This is a genomic window from Cellvibrio sp. pealriver, from assembly GCF_001183545.1.
Taxonomy (GTDB): domain Bacteria; phylum Pseudomonadota; class Gammaproteobacteria; order Pseudomonadales; family Cellvibrionaceae; genus Cellvibrio.
In genome coordinates this window covers 2830399-2852694 of sequence record NZ_KQ236688.1, presented here as the reverse complement: position 1 = coordinate 2852694, position 22296 = coordinate 2830399, and the positions used below count along the sequence as shown (strand labels likewise).

The window sequence follows — 22296 nt, the reverse complement described above, 5'->3', positions numbered from 1 at the left end:
TGTGGCCTGCGATACAGGCTTAGGTATCGAGCAGCTGCTCGCGAATGGCGATGATTGTCGGTAGCGCTTTTTTAAAGGCGATTACCAAATCGGGGTCAAAATGTCTGCCGGATTCCTGTTCGATGTAATCGCTCGCTTGCTCAATCGTCCAGGCTGCTTTGTAAGGGCGCACACTGGTCAATGCATCGAATACATCTGCAAGCGCAACAGCGCGCGCTTCAATCGGAATGGCTTCGCCCCTGAGCCCATCGGGATAGCCGGAACCATCCCATTTTTCATGATGGTGCAGCGCAATAATGCGTGCGATTTTTAATAAATTGGAATGGTCGTCACCAATAATCGTCGCGCCGATGCGAGTGTGGGTTTTCATGATGTTCCATTCATCCGGTGTGAGCTTTCCGGGTTTTTGCAAAATAAAATCGGGGATACCAATTTTGCCGATGTCGTGCATCGGCGCTGCATTTAATAATTCATCGGCATCACTTTCATTCATACCTGCGGCGAGCGCAATTTCTTTGGCGTAGTGACTCATGCGGATGACATGCAGGCCGGTTTCGTTGTCTTTGTATTCGGCGGCGCGCCCGAGCCGATGGATCACTTGCAGGCGCGTCTCGCGCAGTGAATCAATACTGACTAATGACAGTTGCGCTTTCACGCGCGCAAGCACAATGGGTGGGCTGACTGGTTTGGTTATGTAGTCCACACAGCCAACACCAAAGCCTTCTGTCTCATCGCGGGTTTCTGCAAGTGCGGTAACAAAAATAACCGGTATGTGTTGTGTTGCAGAATTTTCTTTTAACCGTTTGCAGGTTTCCAAACCGGTTATGCCGGGCATCATGATGTCGAGCAAAATTAAATGCGGCTGTTCATTTTCTGCAAGGCTCAGTGCCTTTTCACCGTCGCGTGCAAACAACAAGCGATAGTCGTGTTGCAAAATTTGTTTGAGCACTTGCAGGTTGACGGGCTCATCGTCAACCAGCAGTAATTTCGGGCGCGAGTCACGCAATTCAATGACCATTTATACCTCTTGATCAGCAGTGCTGTTTGTTATCCAGTTTTGCAAAATGGCAACAGTGGCATCAAAATCAAATTGATCCAATGTATCATCCAACGGCGTCAATAATGCTGCGGGGCAGGTTTGGGAAAGTTTGCGATAAGCGTCATCATCAAACGTGCCATGTTGGTATGCGGCTAACAATTTTTCCAATATTGCGCGATTGCATGTTGTGGTTTTACTGTCGCGATGCAACGTGCGTGAATCCAATGTATTTATTTCATTGGCAACAGCCTCAAATGCAAATTTCAGGTCATCCAATAATTGTGTATTAAATGCTGTTTGCTGTTCTAATTGCTGTGCAATAAGTGCTAATGCGTTCAAACCTAAATTCGCTGCCGCGCCTTTTATGCGGTGGGCCTCGCGGGATATAGCTTCGACATTGCTAACATCATCAAATACAGTTGTATGGTCGTATGACATTAACGGCGTAGTCGGTTTGGTGTTTTCAGCAACAAAGCGTTGTATCGCTTTGATAAGAATATCGCGCTCACCCCAGCGCTGCAGTGCGCTGTCCCAATCAATCACGTGCAATGTATTTTTATCGATAGGTGTATTGGTTGTGGCGGTTTTTTCAAGGCCAAGGCAGCGCGCAATTTCGCGATAAAGCTCGGGTAAAACGATAGGTTTTGATGCAAAGCCATTCATGCCTGCGGCCTCAGCATCTTTCCGGTCTTGTGCTAATACGCTGGCGGTGAGTGCAATGATTGGCGTGCTTTTGGTGCCTTGTGTTTGCTCCCAATGCCGAATCATCCTGCAGGCTTGCAAACCATCCACTTCCGGCATTTGGATGTCCATAAGCACCACATCAAACGTCTGCTTTTTAAATTGTTCAAATGCTTCATTGCCATTGCTTGCTGTTGTTATGCGGTGCCCATTGCGCGTCAGCATCAATTGAAGTACTTCAATATTTTGTGGCACGTCGTCGGCAATCAAAATGTTGAGCGAGGGTAATGTTGTTGGTTCTGCGGAAATAATTTTTTTCATCGCGTGCGCCGCGGGTAAAGGAATTGAAATTTGGAAGCAGCTGCCTTTACCTAATTCGCTCGCCACAGAAATAGTACCGCCCATTAATGCAGTCAGTTGTCGGGCGATAGTGGTGCCCAAACCGGTTCCGCCAAAGCGGCGCGCCATAGATGCATCGGCTTGGGTGAAGGGCGTAAAAATATGTTCGATACGGTCAGCCGCAATGCCGATACCTGTATCAATAATTTTGATAATAACCTGATGGTTTTGTTCGCTGATATCGAGCGTGACGCTGCCATGTCCGGTAAATTTAATCGCATTGCCAATTAAATTAATTAACACCTGGCGTAAACGCATTTCATCGCCCATTACCAAGTCGCGCATATCGGTCTGAAAATGTGTGGTTAATAACAACGCTTTTTTATCGGCCTGAAGTTGCAACTCATTGATGATGTCGCGCGCCATATCGCGCAGCGAAAAGGGAGTGATATCCAACTCAAGTGCGCCGCGTTCTAACTTCGCGGTATCGAGGATATCGTTCAGTAGCGTCAGCAGTGAACGCGCCGAACGGTTGACGGTTTGCAAATGCCGCCGCTGTTCTGGTTCCAGTGGTGAATCCAATAATAATTCGGTGAAGCCGATGATCGCATTCATGGGGGTGCGGATCTCGTGGCTCATATTGGCGAGGAACATGCCTTTGGCGGTGGGTCGATCCATTGCAGTTTTCCTTGCGCGTCATAGACACCGCTGGCTCTTTCCGATACCCATCGCTCGCTATGGTCGCGGCACACAATGCGGTATACGATGATGTAAGGCGTTTTATTGTTGAGCGCGGGTAACAGTTCTTGTGAAATGCGCGCCATGTCGTCCGGGTGGATGATGTCGCCCAAATGCATTTCATGCGCGAAAAATTTTTCTGCTTCCCAACCACTTAATTTATAGATGGCATCGCTAATAAAAATAACAGCCCAGGGGGCAGTGGCTTGTGTGCGAAACGCAACGCCGGGAATATTGCTGATTAACGTGCGGTATTGCTGCTCGCGCGAAGACAGTTCGCTCTCGATTTTGAGTGAGTGGCGATAGAGTTGGCGGTAACGCAATATCAGGTTGCCCGCAATCACCAGCAAGCCAATCGCGACGGTCATTGCACTGATAATAATGGCGAGAAAGGTGTGGCTGTTGTCATCCGAAAAGCCCGCATCGGGCGAGCCGATAAAACGCGCAGCGGCCATACCGGTGTAATGCATGGCGGCAATCGCACATCCCATAATGACACCGCTGATCAGCGTGGCTCGCGTCGCATTGAGCTTGCCATGGTCGTGCAGGCCAAAGCGCACCCAAAGCGCGATCATGGCCATCATCACCGCCACGAAAATAGAGGCGATAAACCACAGCGGATCGTAGCGCAGGGTGGCATTCATGTGCATGGCCGCCATACCGCTGTAGTGCATGGCACCAATGCCGGAGCCGACCAAAACCCCGCCTATCATCAATTGCCGCCACGAAATACGGCTGCGGGAAAGCATATGCAGGGCTACCCAGGAGGCAAACACCGAGGGCAGCATGGACAGCAGGGTGATAAAGGGGTGGTAGTGCACGTGGGTGCCCATTTCAAACGCCAGCATGCCGATAAAATGCATGGACCAGATGCCGCCGCCCAAGGCCAGCGAGCCGGATATCAGTGCTGTCTGGCGCAGCATGCGCCCGTGTGCGGCACGTGCCAGGCCTGCAATCTGTAACCCCATCATGGAAGATACTATGGCGACCAGAACAGAAACGGCTACCAACCCGGGGTTGTGGTGCCCCTCCAGCAGGGTGTATTGGGTGTTGTAATCAATAAAAATATCAAACATGCGTTTTGTTCACGGGTAGTGTGGCGGTCACCGGATGGGGTGCTGTACAGCAGTGCAAAGAGGCAAAAGGCGTTGTGCGTTGCTTTCCCTAACATTGTGGTTGTGTTTGTGGCAAATGCCAGTTGATAAACAAAACTTGTCGGTATCAAGAAAAACCCCGGCAACAAGGCCGGGGTTTTTATGGTGCAGATCAATCTAATACAGGATTAGAAGGTCGCACGCAGTACAGCAGATACACGGCGGTCCTGAATGAACCAGCTGCGGCCAGCCTGGGTGTTGTTGTCATCCAAAATCATGATGGTTTTGGATTCGGTATCCAGCAGGTTGGTGGCTTGCAAGCCGACACTGATGTTGTCGTTGAACTTGTAGAACACCGAGCCGTCGAGGAAGCCGGCATCGTCGTTCCACAGCGGGTACTTGGAGATCACATCGCGCGTGGTCAACAGGTACTTGGAGCGCCAGTTATAAGCCAGGCGGGTTGACCAGGCATCTTTCTCATACATCAACACGATGTTCGCGGTGTGCTTGGACTGGCCTTGCAGTGGAACCGAGGTCAGGTTTACACGTGCGCCGGTATCGGTCTCGCTGCCGGGTTGTGTCCAGGAAGCGTTGTCATAGTCTTCCTCGTTGTTAGGTACGCCGGATGCATCGATGAAGGAGTAGTTCGCCTGAATCCCGAGACCATCAAATGGCGCAGGCAGGAAGTCAAAGAATTGCTGGTAGGCGAATTCAATGCCCTGCATGGTGCCATCGCCGCCGTTGCGGGTAGAGACCACGTCCACAGCGCGGATTTCACTGGTATTGACCGGGTGCGCAATTGGCTGACGGCTGGCACCGTGTACAAAGAAGTTGGAAAGGTCTTTGTAGAACAGGGTGGTGGTCAGTGAGCCCGCGTTGTTGAAATACCATTCCAGCGATACATCGTACTGGACGGATTCCATCGGCTTCAGGTAGGTGTTGCCGCCGGAGCCGGTCCAGTCGCCGATGGTGGCCGATTCGGTGTATTGCAGGCGGGTTTGTTCCGCTTCACCGGTAACCGGATCAATGACGAGGCTGCCATCCGGATTGCGCGAATCAAAGGTAATCTCTTTAAGTACGCGATCATAACCATTGGTGCCGATGCTGATGTTGTTGCGCACCAGGCTCATATCCGGCAGTGCGATGGCTTTGGATACTGCAAAGCGGCCGATCAGGTCATCGGTCAGTTCCACTTTCAGGTTGAAGCTGGGTAAGAAGGCATCGTAAGTATCGGTTGCGGTACTCCAGTCTGCGCCTTGGGTGCCGTAGCGACGGTCGGCTTCAGACAGGTAGTTCCACTCGGCTGTTGCCCATCTGTTTTTGGAGTAAAAATCGGCGTAATCGACGTATTCACCGGCAGCGATTTTTTGCTCGGCATAAGACAGCACCGCCGTGCCTGTCAGCACATTGGGCAAGCCGGCCGGTACAGCTTCGGCTGCAGTCAGGTTTTTATCCAGCTCGGCCGAGCGGATGAAACCGGTAGATTCACGCTCCAACTCCACATAGCGCAAGCCCAGGTTACCGCTGTAGCGGTATTGGGTATCGTCCGAGCCAAAGTCCACGCGCACATAGGCGGCGTTATTGGTTTCCACGGTGTTGGTAATTTCGTTGGGCAGGAAGATGCCAAACTGGCTATCCACACCTTCACGGCAGCTGTAGGGGGTAAAGCTGCCACCGGGAGATTCGCGGTAGCTGCTGGCATCGCAATCCGGATTGCTGCGCAAATTCGCTACGACATCGCGGTTGATGAAGTAAAGCGAGTTGCCGCCTTCAATATCCAGCGCGCCGCCACGGTGGAAGTTAGACCAGTCAACCTGGCTGTAGTAACTGGACTGCTCGGGTACATGGTCGAGGTAAAGATTGCCTGAGCTCCACTCTGGCGCGATAGAGCCCCAACCGTAGCTGGTTGAGCGCACGGTTTGGTCGCGCTTGGCAAAGCGATAGCCACCTTTGATGCTCTTGATCAGGCCAGCATCTTCAAACTCGTGTTTGACATCAATGCGGATCGCATCGGAATCGCCATCGGAGCGCTCGTAGTGATCCATTGCCGAGCGGTACCAATAGCTGGTGATATCGCTGAAGTAGTTGCTGTCGCCTGCTGGATCATCTGTCCAGCCCGGACGCACAACGCCATTGTTATAAGCCGTTGGGTTGGCATCGCGGATACCGTTCCAGGGGTTGATCAGGGTCAGGTGTGGGGTGCCGCCAGTCAGGTCATATTGCTGCAGAGCGGCTACGCCCAGGTGCACGACCAAATCATCTACCTTGGTTTCAGCCTGTATATGTTGCAGGTCAAAATCGATGGTCCAGGCATCATCCGGTGTCCACTTGAGGTTCACGTTGAAATCTTCCACCAGGGTGTTGGTGGATTGGCCGCGTGTATCCAACTGGAATTTATGGCCAAACTGCGCTGCACCACCGATACCCCCCGGAGAGGTTGGCATACCGCTGTAAGGGTTAGGGTAGCGGGTGTTGGCTTCATAGCTGCCATCCGCGCGCGGGAAGCCCAGTTGGCTGGTGGCGCGCCAGGCACCGTTGCCGTGCGACATAAAACCGGATTGGAACAGGCCGTCGTCGCTGAATGAGAAGCTGGTATCGCCAAAAGGACGGGTGTTGCGGTCAGAGTCTTTGTAGCCGCCCTGATACTTGAGGGCGTTTTCCCACCAGTTGAGTGATGCATCGGAGCGGATATATTCAGCGGTCAGCAAATAGGTATCGTCGTGGTCTTTCCACTGGAACGAAGTCGCCATACCTTCGCGGTCGCGCTGGTCTTCTTTCATCATCAGGTTGGCACCTTGTGGCATCCACACAGTGCCCTTGCCATCGGCACCGACAAAGGCTTCAGCGCCTTTGATGTTTGCCGCATCGTATTTTTTATAAACATCGGATTGGATGCCGTGGGATACGCCCACCAACTCCGAGCGCGCCACGTTGATCAAAAAGCCGAACTCACCGGCGCTGGCATCCCAGCGGTCGCTGTACATGCCGGAAAAAGAGGGTTTCCACTGCTCGGCGATGTCGCCCCAGGTGCCATCGGCGGTAAATGCCACCATGCGGCCGCTTTGGTCAAATGGCTTGCGGGTGCGCAGGCTGACCGTGCCGCCGATGCCGCCTTCAATCATGTCGGCCGATTGGTTTTTGTAGATATCCACGCCGGACATGAGTTCGGGCGGTACGTCCTGGAATGACAGGCCGCGGCCTGAGTCAGCGGTGAACGAATCGCGGCCATTGAATTCGGAGCGGGTTGCGCTCATGCCGCGGATTACCGCGCCCGAGCCTTCAACCGAGAAGTGATCCGGGTCGTTGGCGGCGGCAAAGCGTTCAATCGATACACCGGGCAGGCGCTGCATGGCTTCCAATACGCTGCGGTCAGGCAATGAGCCTATGTCAGTAGCGGTAATGGAATCGACAAAGGTATCGGCATTACGCTTGATGGCCTGCGCGTTTTGCAGGTTTTGGCGCATGCCGGTCACGGTGACTTCTTCAACGCTGTTGTCTTTTGCGTTGGTGTCTTGGTCGCTGGTGGAATCTTGTGCATAAACAGGGGCTTGCAGAGCGATAATGCACATTGCCAAAAGCGATTTTTTAAAGATAAATCCGGGGTGAATAAGTGTGGTTGATGGTTTTTTATAGAAGATCATAGCCAATACCTTGTTAAATTTATGATTGACACTGGGTGCTTTGGCACCTTGCTAAACCCCATTCATCCCTGCCGCGATGCTCTCTGTGCAGGGTTAGAATTTTCTGGTGCACTTGTATACTAGTGGTCTAGCAAGTGTGCGAGGCTACGCATTTCAAATCAAAAAGTCAAATGAACTATAAGCTGGTTTGGCGTTAAAAATTGTTTTTACGGCTGAGGCTGTTCCGTGAATGGTGATTGATAACCACGGCGGTGGCGGCGTGAAGGTTAGTGGCGGGAAGCTTGGCGGAGTGAATCGGTGTGGCGCGGTGGTAAAGCTTGCGGCAGCTCTGGTCTATTCTGCTATCTTTAAGAGCCCATTCAGGGACTAACAATAAATAGCGGAGAATGTCATGTCGGCTCTTTTTATCTCATCGATTCTGCCGTCCAGAAAAGCCCTGGACTCATTCAGCACAGCTTCCCTCAAGCGTTTACTCTTTTTGCCCAAGGCTGTAATCAATACTGTGGTTGTTTTGGGGGTGTTGGGAGGCAGCAGTGCGGTATTTGCAGAGCAAGCGCCATCCAGCCAATCTGCTGCGGCCCAGAATTCGGCAGCCCAGAATAAAGTGGCTCACGTTAAATTGTGGAACGGCAACAAAACCCAATCGCGCCAAACCTATGAGCGCGAGGTATTAGAGGCCGCACTCACCGCCACTGAAAAAAAATGGGGTGCATGGGCACTCAAAGAAGATCTCACTGATTACCCGCTCGCGGCCGATGAGGCCAGCGTTTTCCGCGAAAAAGGGTTCGATATTTTTGGCACTGTCGCGGGCAATACCAAATTGGCGAATGAGAAGAAAATACTGATTCCCTTGCCGTTAATGAAAGGGCTGTTGGGTTATCGCATTTTGATTATCCGCTCGTCCGATAAAGCAAAATTTGCCGCGATCAACACCGCGCAGCAACTGCAACAATTGCGCATGGGCATTCCATCGACCTGGGCTGATGCCGAACTGTTTCGCCAAAACGGCTACAAGGTAGAAGAGAAAGGCAGCTTTGATGATTTATTCACGCGCCTTGAAAATAATGAATTTGATTACGTCACCTTCGGTGCAAATGAAGTCACTGGCGTATTCAACGAGCGTGCGGCTAAATCGGGCAAGCTGATGGTGGATTCATCGCTACTGGTGTATTACCCCTTCCCGTTGGTGTTTTATGTAAATCCTGACAATAAAGCACTCGCCGAGCGAGTGACGGCGGGCTTGCAAACGATCAGCAGCAATGGCGAGTTGGATGCGATTTTTAACCGCTATTTTGCGGCAGACTTAAAATCCGTCAACCTGCCTGCGCGCACCATGATTAGCCTGAAAAATCCTATCCTTCCGGCTGAAATGGCCGATTTCAAACCCGCGTTATAATTTTTTCGCCGGTGATAAATGTCACCGGCATCGGATGACATTGGCTACTGTAGTGGCCAATGCCGCTCCCGCTATCCTGCACACATAACAACAGTGTTGCCAGGGAAATGTCCGGAAGATGAAAACACCGCTAGGTTCTGCTGCCAGACTGAATAATAATGCGCCTCAGCATGTTCAGGTTTTTCTTCTGACAATCTAACAACAACTTCTAATAGCAATGGGCAGAGCATACTGTGACAAATCAAGACGAACTTTTATCGCAATTACGCATTAACCGCGAACAGCAACCCGATGAAAGCCGTAAGGTACGTTTGTGGATGGGCATCGCGGCTGCAGTGGGCATTGCAGTGGTGGCATTCAGTCTTTTGAGTGACCCTGCACCTGTGCCGGTCAAAATTGAAATGGCGCGCATGGCGGTGCCGGATTCTTCTTCAGCAACCGTATTGGATGCAACCGGTTATGTGGTCGCTCGCCGTATATCGACTGTCTCCTCCAAAGTTACCGGACGTGTGGCGGAAATTTTTATCGAAGAAGGGCAACAAGTCGAAAAAGATCAGGTAGTGGCGCGTCTGGATGATTCCAACACTGTGAAGGCAGTGGAGCTAAGCAAGGCTGAATTGCGCTCTGCCAAAACATTGGTGATAGAAACCCAAGCGCGTTTGACCGAAGCCAAATTAACGCTGGAGCGCAATACCGAATTGGCGCGCACGCAATTGGTGAGTGCGGCGACCTTGGATAAAGCGCGCGCTGATTTTGAATCGCTGCGTGCGCAATTGGCAGCGCGCAATGCCGATGTGGATGTCAGCGAAAAGCGTTTGGCATTGCAGCAACAAAATCTGGAAGACCTAACCCTGCGCGCGCCTTTCACCGGTGTGGTGATCAGTAAAGATTCGCAGCCAGGTGAAATGATTTCCCCAATGTCGGCGGGCGGTGGTTTTACCCGTACCGGTATTTGCACATTGGTGGATATGTCGTCGCTCGAAATTGAAGTGGACGTAAACGAATCCTACATCCAGCGTGTGCGCGTAGACCAATTTGTGCAAGCGGTGTTGGAGGCTTATCCCGAATGGAAAATTCCGGCAAAAGTCATCGCCATTATTCCGGCCGCTGATCGTCAAAAAGCCACTGTCAAAGTGCGCATTGGTTTTCAGGTATCTGATCCGCGCATTCTTCCGGATATGGGGGTGAAAGTAGCCTTTATGAATGCAGAGCCGGTAGTGGAAGAAAAACCAAAAGAGCCACTGGGTGTGCGCGTACCGATTACGGCAGTGCGCTCGGAAGGTGAGGACAAATTTATTTTCGTCGTGAAAGACGGTGTTGCCGAGTTGCGCAAAGTAACGCTCAACGCCAGCTACGGAACTGATATTTATATTGGCAGTGGCTTGCGCGCGGGCGAAGATTTTGTCGTGGAAGTGACTCCGGAATTAAAAGACGGCTCACGGGTTGAGCTGCAATAAATCACAGCAGTGTCATAGAAAACCTCGCCATCAAATGGTGGCGAGGCGAAGAAAATAAAAATAAATATTGAAATAACGCCTCACTTTTTTGCAATACCAGACAGTTTATTGTTGGTTGCCTAAGCGTGTTATTCCCGTGAATCGGGGTCTATAGGTTTTAAAATCAAAAGCTGGACTCCCGCACGCGGGAGTGACGATGAGTGCTTTTTCGTTGTCATTGTACTTTTGTTGTCCTGATTTTTTACATGTCTATTTTGTCCGTTAACGCTAGTCTCACATTTTGGAGGGTCTATGACTGCGCTCGCTTCCACTTCGCCCGCAGCAGATGAATTGCTGGTTCAATTAAAAGGAATCGGAAAGAGTTATAAAAAAGGCAAGGAGCAAGTGAGTGTGCTTGCGGGCCTTAATTTGGATATTCATCGCGGTGATTTTCTTGCGCTTATGGGGCCTTCGGGCTCAGGTAAAACAACCTTGCTCAATTTGCTCGGTGGTTTGGATAAGCCGACCGCCGGTGAATTAATTATTGGCGGGCAGCGTCTTGATAAAATGTCATCCTCCCAGCTCACCAAATGGCGCGCGCGCCATGTCGGGTTTATTTTCCAATTTTATAATCTAATGCCGGTGCTCACCGCTGAAAAAAATGTAGAGCTGCCATTACTGCTGACCAATTTGTCCAGCAAACAGCGCAAGCATCATGTGGCAGCTGCATTGGAATTGGTGGGGTTGTCCAATCGCGCCAAACATTATCCCAGTGAATTGTCCGGTGGGCAGGAGCAGCGTGTAGCGATTGCTCGCGCGCTGGTGAGTGATCCGGATTTGTTGTTGTGCGACGAACCAACCGGTGATTTGGATCGCGCCACTGCCGATGAAATTCTCTCGCTATTGCAAACACTCAATCAGCAACAACAAAAAACCATCATCATGGTGACGCACGACCCGCGCGCGGCAGATCATGCGCGCCACACCTGGCACATGGATAAAGGGTCGCTGGTCACTAATAGCAGTGCGTCCACAAGCCAAGGGGCAGGAGGGCATTAATTATGTACTATCTGCAATTTTTATTGAGCAATTTGGGGCGTAAAAAAGTTCGCACCATTTTGACTTTGCTCTCCATCATGATTGCATTTTTATTATTTGGTTTGCTGCGCAGTTTGGCCGCAGCCTTTGATCAGGGTGCAGAAATCGCTGGCGAAGACCGGCTGGTGAGTATTAATAAAGTCAGTTTGATCCAGCCTATACCCGAATCTTATCTTGCCAAAATACAATCGTTGGAAGGCGTTGACCGCGCAACCTCGGCGAATTGGTTTGGTGGGTATTATCAAGACCCTAAAAATCAATTCCCCCAGTTTCCAATTGTCGCAGAAGATTATTTTGAAATTTATAAAGAAATGATCGCGCTGCCCGATGAACAAATGCAGGCGTGGAAGAAAAATCGTATCGGGGTGGTGATTGGCAAAGCTCTGGTTGAGCGGTTTAAATGGAAAATTGGCGACCGCATTCCGTTAAAAGGCATGTTTCCAAAAGAAGATGGCAACACCACTTGGGAATTTGTCATTGAAGGTATTTATGAAGCAAAAAACAAAAGCGCCGATACCAGCGCAATGCTGATGCATTACGATTATTTTGATGAGGCGCGCCAGTATGGCAAAGGCACTTTGGGTTGGTTAATTATTCGTGTGAAAGATCCCAAACAATCGGCACAAGTCGCCGCTGCCATCGATGCTATGTTTGCCAATTCGCCGGCCGAGACAAAAACCAGCAGCGAAAAAGAATTTGCCAAATCGTTTGCCAAACAATTTGGTGATATAGGGTTGATCACTACCTTAATTTTAGGTGCGGTGTTTTTTACCATGTTGTTGGTCGCTGGCAATACCATGGCGCAGTCATTTCGCGAGCGAATTCCGGAATTGGCGATTCTAAAAACCCTGGGTTTTTCCGATGTGGCGGTGATGTTGCTGGTACTGGCTGAAGCAATTGTGATCTCACTTATCGGTGGCCTCGCCGGATTGTTGCTTGCGAAATTTTTTATCAGTGGTGCGGCTGAATCCATGGCAGCAACACTGCCGGGATTAAATTTATCCAATAGCATGATGTTATTCGGTATTGCGCTCATGTTTGCGTTTGGTTTGCTCACTGGCATTATTCCTGCGCTGCAAGGTTTGCGGCTCAATATTGTTGCAGCATTGCGGAGGCGTTAATTATGTTTAATGCAATTACTCAAATTTTTGTGATTACGTTTATGAACTTGCGCAATTTGCCGCAGCGTGTGGGCACATCATCTGTCGCGGTGTTTGGTGTGGCCTGTGTGGTGGGCGTGTTTATTGGTGTGCTTTCCATGGCGAGTGGCTTCCAGCGCACCATGGTCAGTGCAGGAGCCGATGATGTATTGATTATGATGCGTGCCGGTGCCACATCTGAAATGAGCAGCGGTATGGGCTATGAGCAAACACAACAAATTGCCAATTTGCCAGGCATTGCAAAACGCGATGGTAAACCGGTTAGTTCACCGGAATTATTTGTGATCGTCGATATTCCCATGCGCAACAAAGAGGCGAATGCCAATGCGCCCTTGCGCGGTGTTGAAGCTATGGCATTTGAGGTGCGCAAATCGTTCAACATTATCGAAGGCCGAAATTTTGAGCCGGGCAAAAATGAATTGATTGTAGGGCGCGGTGCGCAAAAACAATTTGCGAATTTGAACGTTGGTTCAGTGGTGAAGTTTGGTCAAACGGAATGGACAGTGGTGGGGGTGTTTGAGTCAGGTGGTGGATTGGCGGAATCAGAGTTATGGTGCGATGCCAAAATTTTGCAAAACGCTTATCGCCGTGGCAACAGCTATCAAATTGTGCGCGTAAAGCTGGATGATGAAAATAGTTTTTCCACAGTAAAAGAGGCTGTAGCGGCTGATCCAAAATTTAATCTGGACGTAAAACGTGAATCAGCTTATCTCGCTGAACAATCTGAGCCACTGAGTAAGTTTATTAAAATGGTGGGTTACCCGCTCGCTATTTTGATGGCGCTCGGAGCCATTTTTGGTGCGGTAAATACTATGTACACCTCGGTATCCAACCGCACCCGTGAAATTGCCACCTTGCGCGCATTGGGCTTTAGCGCAATGCCTGTTGCAATATCAACGCTGGTGGAGTCGCTGGTCCTGGCGATCATTGGTGGAATTATTGGCTCGGTGGTGGTGTATCTGGTATTCAACGGCTACACCGTATCCACCTTGAATTTCGCGAGCTTTAGCCAAGTGGTATTTGATTTTGCGGTAACACCGGATCTGTTGGTGCAAGGCGTTATATTTGCCTCCATTATTGGTTTTATCGGCGGTTTTTTCCCCGCAATCCGTGCGGCGCGTTTGCCAGTAGCAACGGCGTTACGCGAGGTGTAACGGGTTGATCTGGCCTTTTTGAGCTAGGCTGTACCTGAAATGGGGGTTGATGTAGTATCGCCCCCATCACAACAATTACAAAAAAATACAAGTACAGCGAGGGGATAGAACGTGAAAGACGATAAACCCACATCCTTTGACATTGCCTACCGCGCAGGCGTGTCCCAATCCACTGTCTCAAGGGCACTGCGCAATAGCCCGTTGGTCAATGAAGAGACACGCCTCAAGGTCCAACAAATTGCGCGCGAGCTCAATTACAAAGTAGACAAAAACGCGAGCAGCTTACGCTCACAACAAACCAAAACCATTGCGCTGTTATTGTGCGAAGACCATGGCACAGGCAATTCATTAATCAATCCGTTTTTTCTCTCCATGCTAGGCAGTATTACCCGCGCAACGGCAAAACGCGGATTTGATTTATTGATTTCATTCCAGCAATTCAGCGAAGACTGGCATGCCGATTATGAAGACGCTAACCGTGCTGACGGCATTATCTTTTTAGGTTATGGCGATTACGAAAGCTTCGTAAAAAAACTCACCTACCTCACTGAAGTCGGCGCGCATTTTATTACTTGGGGGCCAGTGCTTGAAGGTCAGCCAGGTGTGTCCATCGGTTGCGATAATTTCAACAGTGCTTATCACGCTGCAAAACATCTGTTATCGCTCGGACGGAAAAATATCGCCTTCCTTGGCGATGTTTCCGAGCACAGTCCAGAGTTTGCAGACCGCTATCACGGCTTTTGCAAAGCACTGCAAGAAGCGGGAATTGAAATAAATCCAAAACTGCAAGTTGCCGCAGAAACTTCAGAAGAAGAAGGTTACAAAGCAACGCTCAGTTTATTGCAGCGCCGGTTGCCCTTTGATGCCATTTTTGGCGCGAGCGATTTAATTGCAATCGGTGCAATGAAAGCCTTGGAAGAGGCAGGAATGCACATTCCCAATGACGTTGCAGTCATGGGCTTCGACGATATTCCCATGGCATCCTACACTCATCCACCCCTCTCCACTGTTCAACAAGACACCTTACTCGCCGGTGAATTATTAGTAGAAAATTTGCTAATGCTCGTCGAAGGCGAACGCCCGGAATCCATGCTGCTGCCCGCAAAATTAATTGTGCGTGGCTCGTGTGGGGCTAAGCCGGTTAAGAAGTAGTTTTTTATTGGGGAAGTGTATAGCACTAGATTGGAGCTTTTTATGTCGGATAAAAGCGATTTGGATATTGACTCTGGTGATGAAGAAAAGCCTAGATCGTTGGTGTTTGATTTTTCAGTGATTTTTATATTAATAACGATTGTTCTAATTGTAATGATGTATTTTTATTTAACCTCGCCACTAGTTGAAAATAATAATTGGGGTGGGCCTGAACAGTTTGGGCAATTTGGTGATTTTATTGGTGGGTTGGTAAATCCCTTGGTTGGAATATGCACATTGGGATTGGTTATGTGGACGATAACCATTCAGCGACAAACATTAATGGAAACTAGAAAGGAGCTGAATTTAACTAGGCGAGAATTAATAGCGTCGAATAGTTTGCTTGCTAATCAGAATGTATTTGCAGATAAAGAACATAAATTAAAACTATTGGAATCGGCTGCGGACAGGCAGATTGAGGAGTTTGAAAAATCATTGTATCTGAATGCTATTGAATTCTCAGATGAGTTTTGGGTGGCTATAAATGGTTTGGTTGAAAGCTCGGTTAGTAGAAGAAACCCAGGGCGAAACTCAATTGCAAATTTAGCAATTTTTCTCGCTACGGAAAGTCCTGAAAATAGAGATAAACTCAATTTTCAATTGAGTTTGGAATATAAAAAATTATCTGCTGGTGTCATTGGGCACATAATAAAACTATCTAAATTGAATTACGTGTTCAATGCAACTCTTGAAGAAATGAATGAGTTACTTCCCTCTGTTGCGTTGCAGAAATACTGGAAGGATAGGCTGGATGAATATGAAATTATCTTTAATGTAATGACAATAGATTATGTAAAAACTGCTGAAAATGGAAAAGCAATAATTCAATGCCCTATATCGATTTGACAGAGTACGGTTGTTTATTAATGCTGTAAAAAGGTCTGTCAATAAAAATTGGCAGACCTTTTTTTGAACTTCAAAATATCAATGCCCCTGCGGGGTCAACTCGGTTTTTGTTTCAGCGTCTTTTACGAAATATACAGAGATTGCGCCGAGTATCATGCACACGCCAGCGAGCACCAAAATATAAATGGCTTCGTTGTGGAAAACGTATTTCAAAATTTGCCCTGCAATCAAGCCAGAGACAATTTGCGGGGCGGCGATCGTGAAGTTGAAAATGCCCATGTAAACGCCGGTTTTATCCGCCGGTAGTGAGCCTGCAAGAATCGCGTAAGGCATAGCGAGAATTGCAGCCCAGGCAATGCCGATACCGATCATCGGGATTAATAATTCCAGCGCGCCTTTGGGTACATCTACTTGCGTCAGCCACAAATTCACATGCACCACTTCCGGGTTTTGAAACAGAATAAAACTCATGTAACCCAAACCACCCGCGAGTAGTGAGAGCGAGTAGGTGAGCTTGCGGCCAAAACGATTGGCGATGCGTGTCAGTACAATCGAAAAGAGTGCGGCAAAGAGCGAATAGGCGGCGAAAATAATCCCCACCCAGTCGCCTGCTGCGCCTTTTGCGGCGGCAATTTCCGGCGGGATGGTATCGAGTGAATGCAAATAATCGGCATCAAACCATTTGGCTTCTATGCCCCAAATATGTTGGGTGATGGCTGGTGTGGTGTAAACCCACATAATGAACAGCGAGAACCAGGAAAAAAATTGCACCACGGCGAGCTGGCGCATGGTCTTGGGCATATTGATAAATAATTGCCAGAAATTTCCCAAGCGTTGCGCAATAGATTTTTTTTCTGCCGGTGCTGCAGCCGTTAACCCTTTGTAGCGATTGTAATCAGCGGGGGCATATTCTTTGGTGCGAATGACTGTCCAGAGTACGGTGAGGAATAATGCACTGGCACCGATATAAAACGCCCAGGTCACCGTAGGAGCGACTTCACCTTTAGGTGCTGTATTCTCCAGCCCGATCAGATTGGTGAGCACAAACGGCAATATAGAGCCGATTACAGCGCCGATATTAATCAGCAGCGCCTGGATGGAGTAGCCGAGTGTGCGTTGTTCATCGGGCACCATATCGGCAACCAGTGCGCGGAACGGCTGCATGGTCACATTAAATGCACCGTCCATTAACGCCAGCATCATTCCACCAAATAACATAGGTGCCATAAATGCGACGAATAGCGATGCGTTGGGCATCAGCAACATGCCGATAGCAGCGGCAATCGCACCGCCAAGGATGTAAGGGCGGCGGCGGCCGACGCGGTTCCAGGTGCGGTCAGATGCGGCACCGACAATTGGCTGCACTAACAAACCCATAATGGGCGCAGCGAGCCAGAAGAGTGAAAGTGAATGCAGGTCTGCGCCTAAATCCGACAGCACACGGCTGACGTTGGCATTTTGCAATGCAAATCCGAGTTGTACCCCTAAAAAACCAAAACTGACATTCCAGACTTGCCAGAAGGGGAGTGTGGGTTGTTTCATCGTGTAGCGCCTTTGTTAGCGTTGTTATCGGTAAGGTTTATTTTCTTATCGTGATTTTTTTAATTCATCATTTGCTTCAGTGAATCTTTTTGTTTTATTGATCTTTTGGTGTTGTTGATTGTGGACGAAATGCTCGCTGTGTTTAAACGCAAAACCCGTTTTCAAAATAATTGAAAACGGGATGCTTGATGTATAGCACTTGCCAAAGAGCGAGGCCGATTACTTCACATAGCGCGCTTCAGTGCTTGCGTTTCTGTCCCACACTTTTCCATCGCTGTAGCTGCGCAATAATTTCACGTATTCCGCGTGTGTCCATGCCAGTGGTGTCGCGCCGTTGGTGCCTTCACCCAATGCGTAGTTATAGGCATCATTGTTGCCAACGCCATCCCACACTTGTTCGGGCAGCATCATGCCCTCGTTGGCAAACAGCTCCATCGCTTTTACATAAGTATTGCGCAATTTTTCCATATCGATGCTGTTATTGGTTTTGGCCAATTGCAATTCATAGTGGCCGCGCTCACCGGTAAAGAACGGCCATACCCTTCCGCGCCCCTCGCTGGAGTTGTTGGCTTCCACATAACCAAAACCGGTTTGCAAATCTTCGCCATAGCCATCAATACCATAGCGACGCCATCCGGGGAATTTGCCTTCAACACCCGGGAAGGTGAATTCGTATTTAAGACGCAGCAAATCAGGCAGTTGTTGGTTGTCGTACTCCGGAATGGTTTCAAGGATGTGCTTGTCATTTGCGGCGCGTACACCGTAACGCACCAATTCTAAAAAGCCACCGTCAATCACTTGCGATTCATCGCTGATCACTTGCGCATTGCGTGTGTCAAGTGCGCCTTTGTCATTAGGATCGTCGTTGGCGTTGATGCGCAAATAATAATTGCCGTTGCCCAAGTCACCGGTGAGTGAGCCGGATGTAGTGTAAGTCCGCGCTTCCAATTCGCTCGCATATTTATCGGCGGCTGCCGCATATTTTGTAGCGCTTTCGGTATCACCTGCTTGTGCTGCTATGTCAGAAGCAGACACCAATCCTGCGATAACAGCTGCGGTAGTTGATGGTGAATAACCCTGCTGCTCTTCCCAGCGCTCTTGCTGTGTGTAAGGTGGTTTGATGGTAGTGTCGTTCCACATAATTTTTACCGCGCCGCCATCCACTAAAAAATCGGCCGCGGGCTTGAGCATTTTTTTGTACCAGTCAGCAATCTCTGCATCGCTAAGAATACCTTCTTTCCACAAACGCCAGCCGAGCATTAATGGCATACCGGTTTGGTCAAGCTGCACGCCTACCCATTCAGGTTCGCCATCAACGTGGGTTTTTTGCAAGAACCAACCGGGTGTTCCGGTGTAGCCTGCAATCTTGTCGCTCGCTTGTACTTGCTGCAAATATTCAAACGCGATGCGCGGTGATTCAGTATCACCCAGTGCCAGCATGGCCATTGCAACTTGATAAAAATCGCGCGGCCATACCGCTTTATAACCGGTGGCTGATTGCTCTGCCGGTTTGGTGTCGCCCCAAGGGTTGGAGAGCGATGCGATGAATGCGCCTGCGTGGGTTTTATCTTCCTGTGCTTTTAATACCATGGCGCTGGTGTAAAGCAATTTCCCGCCGTCAGTAGCGGTGGCCGATAAGGTTTCCAGTGCGGGTAATTTTTGTAAAAAATCTTGCCAGCCAATTGCATCGCCATCGCCGTTGTAATGGGCGAGCACTTTGTCGTAACCCGTTGTTAAGGTTTTTTCTACAGCGGCGATACTCTCCGTTTCATTTTTACCGAAGCCCAATACAAAATCCCACTGCGCGGTTTCACCTTTTTTCACGGCAGGTAATTCCAGCGTGAAGGCCACATTGCCTTTGGTATCGCCGGTGGAGGTATAGAGTTTGCTGAGTGCGCCGTTATTTTTTAGATCATCAAGTCCATCGGATACACCTTCAAAACCGACAGTGCTTTGTGCGACTTGTGCATTGGTTTTGAGTGACATGCTGGTGTTACCGTCGGTAGTTGTCCATGCACCATTGGAATAGATTGCACTGTCGTTACTGCCGGTGTTGGCAACCGCCGGGTTAGCGTAGAGGTAAGCGGTGACATCGTCATTTTGTGCGCGCACGATGACGCGCATCATCAATGTTTGTGAATCAGGATCGGTGAAAAAATGTTTTTCAATTTCGTATTTTCCGTCTTTATCTTTATTCACAATTTTGTATGCGAGCGATTGCGGGCGGCCTTGCGCATCGGTGGTGAGATAGTGTGTGCTGGAAACAGTGTCTTTCTTTTCTTCATCCAAAAAGTCACTGCCTTTGATAAAAAATTGCAGCTCTTGTAATTGCGCTTCGTGAATCAAACCAAACATGGTTTCAGTAAGTACGCCCTGCGCAATAGAGAACCAGACTTTGGAAATGGTGCCGCTTGCACCTGTGTCGCTATAGCCGCCGTTAGTGTATGCCTCGTAGGAGGTACCTATTCCGGTTTTGCCCGCATAGGCCCATACCGCACTTTTTCCCGGCGCGCCTGGTGCAACGGCCACTGTGCTGGTGTTGTCAGTGGATGCTGGTTTGTCTGAGCAGCCGGACAACAACAGGCTGCTTCCAATAAATACAGCGAGAAGATTTTTTTTCATATTATTCATGACAACACTCTCTTTAAATTGCTCTTGTTGGATGATTCTTGTCGATCGATATGTAGATCGGTGTGTAAATGGAAGTACCAATTAAAAATCCGGTGTTTATTCGAATTGAAGCATTTACTGCATTGTTATGTTCGCCCGGCTATAAGCCTTGCCTGTCATAGCAGAAATGACTATTTCGACACCATAGGCGTTGGCTAGAATCAACTCAAGGGCGTGCATACGTATTCAAGCTGCATACGTATGCATTTGAGAGTAGCCCGCTTTTTTTGGGTTGTATGAAATTTTTCGCGGGTTATGAATACGTATTCTATGAATTTTTCAGGCGCAAACTGCCACTTGCCGACTTGCATACGTATGTAGTCACTTGGCGAAAAAAAACGGCTCGCGTATGTTTGGCATACGCAATTCAGACTATTGGCCTTGGGCGGTCCAAGCAATAAATGATGTCTGAAGAAAAGAAATAACAAGAGATTCACGCAAATGACAACAACTCCCTGGTGGCGTGGTGCGGTGGTGTATCAGGTATACCCACGCAGTTTGATGGACGCCAACAACGACGGCATAGGTGATATTCCCGGTATTATCAGCAAGCTCGATTACATCGCGAGCCTCGGCGTGGATGCCATTTGGGTGTCGCCATTTTTTAAATCGCCGATGAAAGATTTCGGTTACGACATCAGTGACTATCGCGATATCGATCCTATTTTTGGCACCCTTGCCGATTTTGATGAGTTGATTGCCAAAGCCCATGCGCGCGGCATCAAAATTATTATCGACCAGGTGCTTAGCCATACTTCTGACCAGCACGCCTGGTTTGCCGAGAGCCGTGAATCGCGCGATAACCCCAAGGCCGATTGGTATGTATGGGCTGACCCCAAACCCGATGGCACCCCCCCGAATAATTGGCTGGCTATTTTTGGTGGCTCGGCATGGGAATGGGAGCCGCGTCGCTGCCAATATTATTTGCACAACTTTTTAAAATCCCAGCCGGATCTGAATTATCACTGCGATGCTGTGCGCGCACAAATTCTGGAAGAGGTTGAGTTCTGGTTAAAGCGCGGTGTTGATGGTTTGCGCTTGGATGCAATTATTTTTTGCTATCACGATAAATTGCTGCGGGACAATCCCGCCAAGCCGATTGAAGAGCGCAGAGGGCGCGGCTTCCGCGAAGATAACCCTTATGCGTTCCAGCGTCATGTGTTTGATTGCGATCGTCCGGAAAACCTGCAGTTTTTGGAATCGTTACGCACATTAATGGATCGCTACCCCGGCACTGTAACCTTGGGTGAAATTGCCTCGGAAGATTCATTGAAAACCATGGCGGAATACACCGCAGGTAATTCGCGTTTGCACATGGCGTACAGTTTTGAGTTGCTGGTCGATCAGCTGTCAGGCTCTTATATCCGCGAAACGGTAGAAACGCTGGAAAAGAATTTGCTGGAAGGCTGGCCATGCTGGTCCATCGGCAACCACGACGTTGTACGTGTGATGTCGCGCTGGGGCGGTAAAAAACAGTCGCCGCAATTAGCCAAAACATTGAATGCGATGTTGCTCTCGCTGCGCGGTAGTGTCTGCGCTTATCAAGGCGAAGAGTTGGGGTTGACTGAGGCAGAAATTCAGCAGCATGAATTGCAAGACCCTTACGGCATTACGTTTTGGCCGCGCTTTAAAGGCCGCGACGGTTGCCGTACGCCCATGCCATGGGATCACACCCATGAGCGCGCAGGCTTTTCGCAAACCAACACCTGGTTGCCCGTCTCGGCAGATCATAAGTCAAAAGCGGTGAGTTTGCAGGAAGATGATTCCGCTTCCATACTCAATGCGTATCGCACCTTTATGCACTGGCGCAAACAGCAGCCTGCATTGCGTTTGGGTGATATTGAATTTGTAGCAGATGCGCAGGACTATTTGGTGTTTATTCGCCGTCATGGCAATGATGCGCTGTTGTGTGCGTTTAGTTTCTCGGATGTTGAACAGGTTGTTTCACTTGGCACGAATTATCAGCTGGATGAAATTACCGGTCATGGTTTTGGCTCGGTAACTGGCAATCTGGGTACCATTTCTGTGCCTGCATACGGAACGGTTATTGCGCGTGTGATGTAATTTTTGTGGTAGCACACAGTGTTGTGTTGCCATTATTCGATGCTGTTTTTTGTTGCTCGTGTTTTCTGTAGTTAATGTGAGCAATTGTTTTTCCGTTAAGTTTTTTCTCGTTAGTTGCTTTTCCCTTTGTTATTGGTCTCGCTTGCAAGAGGGCTTAATGCCCTCTTTTTTTATGTCTATTTTTTATCTCGTTTTATGACTCCTTGT

The 22296-nt window shown here is 49.2% G+C and carries 14 protein-coding genes; 8 read left to right on the top strand and 6 right to left on the bottom strand.

All coding sequences use genetic code 11. The features are described from left to right. Positions 1-19: 19 nt before the first annotated feature. The 4 genes from VC28_RS12250 to VC28_RS12235 all read right to left on the bottom strand — a co-directional run bounded on the left by VC28_RS12250 (position 20) and on the right by VC28_RS12235 (position 7532). On the bottom strand, positions 20-1018 hold the full coding sequence (locus tag VC28_RS12250) for an HD domain-containing phosphohydrolase (protein WP_049630897.1): 999 nt from the start codon (positions 1016-1018) through the stop codon (positions 20-22). Next, positions 1019-2737 carry an ATP-binding protein gene (locus VC28_RS12245; protein ID WP_053094200.1) on the bottom strand — a complete coding sequence of 573 codons (1719 nt, stop codon included), beginning with the start codon at positions 2735-2737 and terminating at the stop codon, positions 1019-1021. Further along, the gene (locus VC28_RS12240; protein WP_053094199.1) at positions 2695-3873 is read right to left on the bottom strand and encodes an MHYT domain-containing protein; all 1179 of its coding nucleotides are present in this window, start codon (positions 3871-3873) and stop codon (positions 2695-2697) included. Before VC28_RS12240 ends, VC28_RS12245 begins: the two co-directional genes overlap by 43 nt. A 206-nt stretch (positions 3874-4079) precedes the next feature. Next, positions 4080-7532, bottom strand: coding sequence for a TonB-dependent receptor (locus VC28_RS12235; RefSeq protein ID WP_049630896.1), 3453 nt, complete (start codon positions 7530-7532; stop codon positions 4080-4082). A 391-nt stretch (positions 7533-7923) separates the two neighbouring features. Between VC28_RS12235 and VC28_RS12230 the strand changes: the two genes are divergently transcribed. The 7 genes from VC28_RS12230 to VC28_RS12200 all read left to right on the top strand — a co-directional run bounded on the left by VC28_RS12230 (position 7924) and on the right by VC28_RS12200 (position 15813). After that, positions 7924-8928, top strand: coding sequence for a type 2 periplasmic-binding domain-containing protein (locus VC28_RS12230; RefSeq protein WP_082191524.1), 1005 nt, complete (start codon positions 7924-7926; stop codon positions 8926-8928). 233 nt (positions 8929-9161) lie between these two features. Beyond that, positions 9162-10385: an efflux RND transporter periplasmic adaptor subunit gene (locus tag VC28_RS12225; protein WP_049630895.1), complete on the top strand. Its 1224-nt coding sequence runs from the start codon at positions 9162-9164 to the stop codon at positions 10383-10385. Positions 10386-10676: 291 nt separating this feature from the next. After that, complete coding sequence (locus VC28_RS12220; protein ID WP_049630894.1) at positions 10677-11423, top strand: ABC transporter ATP-binding protein; 747 nt, start codon at positions 10677-10679, stop codon at positions 11421-11423. 2 nt (positions 11424-11425) lie between these two features. Then, positions 11426-12583, top strand: coding sequence for an ABC transporter permease (locus tag VC28_RS12215; RefSeq protein ID WP_049630893.1), 1158 nt, complete (start codon positions 11426-11428; stop codon positions 12581-12583). Between the two features lie 2 nt (positions 12584-12585). Beyond that, positions 12586-13776, top strand: a complete 1191-nt coding sequence (locus VC28_RS12210) for an ABC transporter permease (protein WP_049630892.1) — start codon at positions 12586-12588, stop codon at positions 13774-13776. 111 nt (positions 13777-13887) lie between these two features. Then, on the top strand, positions 13888-14928 hold the full coding sequence (locus VC28_RS12205) for a LacI family DNA-binding transcriptional regulator (RefSeq protein WP_049630891.1): 1041 nt from the start codon (positions 13888-13890) through the stop codon (positions 14926-14928). 42 nt (positions 14929-14970) lie between these two features. Continuing rightward, entirely contained in the window at positions 14971-15813 is an 843-nt protein-coding gene (locus VC28_RS12200) for a hypothetical protein (protein ID WP_049630890.1), read from the top strand. A 78-nt stretch (positions 15814-15891) separates the two neighbouring features. Here the strand turns inward: VC28_RS12200 and VC28_RS12195 are convergent, their stop codons facing one another. After that, the gene (locus VC28_RS12195; RefSeq protein ID WP_049630889.1) at positions 15892-17355 is read right to left on the bottom strand and encodes an MFS transporter; all 1464 of its coding nucleotides are present in this window, start codon (positions 17353-17355) and stop codon (positions 15892-15894) included. Between the two features lie 219 nt (positions 17356-17574). Then, positions 17575-19986 (bottom strand): glucan 1,4-alpha-glucosidase, encoded by a 2412-nt coding sequence (locus VC28_RS12190; protein WP_049630888.1) that lies wholly within the window; start codon positions 19984-19986, stop codon positions 17575-17577. Positions 19987-20466: 480 nt separating this feature from the next. Here VC28_RS12190 and VC28_RS12185 point away from each other — a divergent pair, with 480 nt between their 5' ends. Then, positions 20467-22089 (top strand): alpha-glucosidase, encoded by a 1623-nt coding sequence (locus tag VC28_RS12185; RefSeq protein WP_049630887.1) that lies wholly within the window; start codon positions 20467-20469, stop codon positions 22087-22089. Positions 22090-22296: the final 207 nt, after the last annotated feature.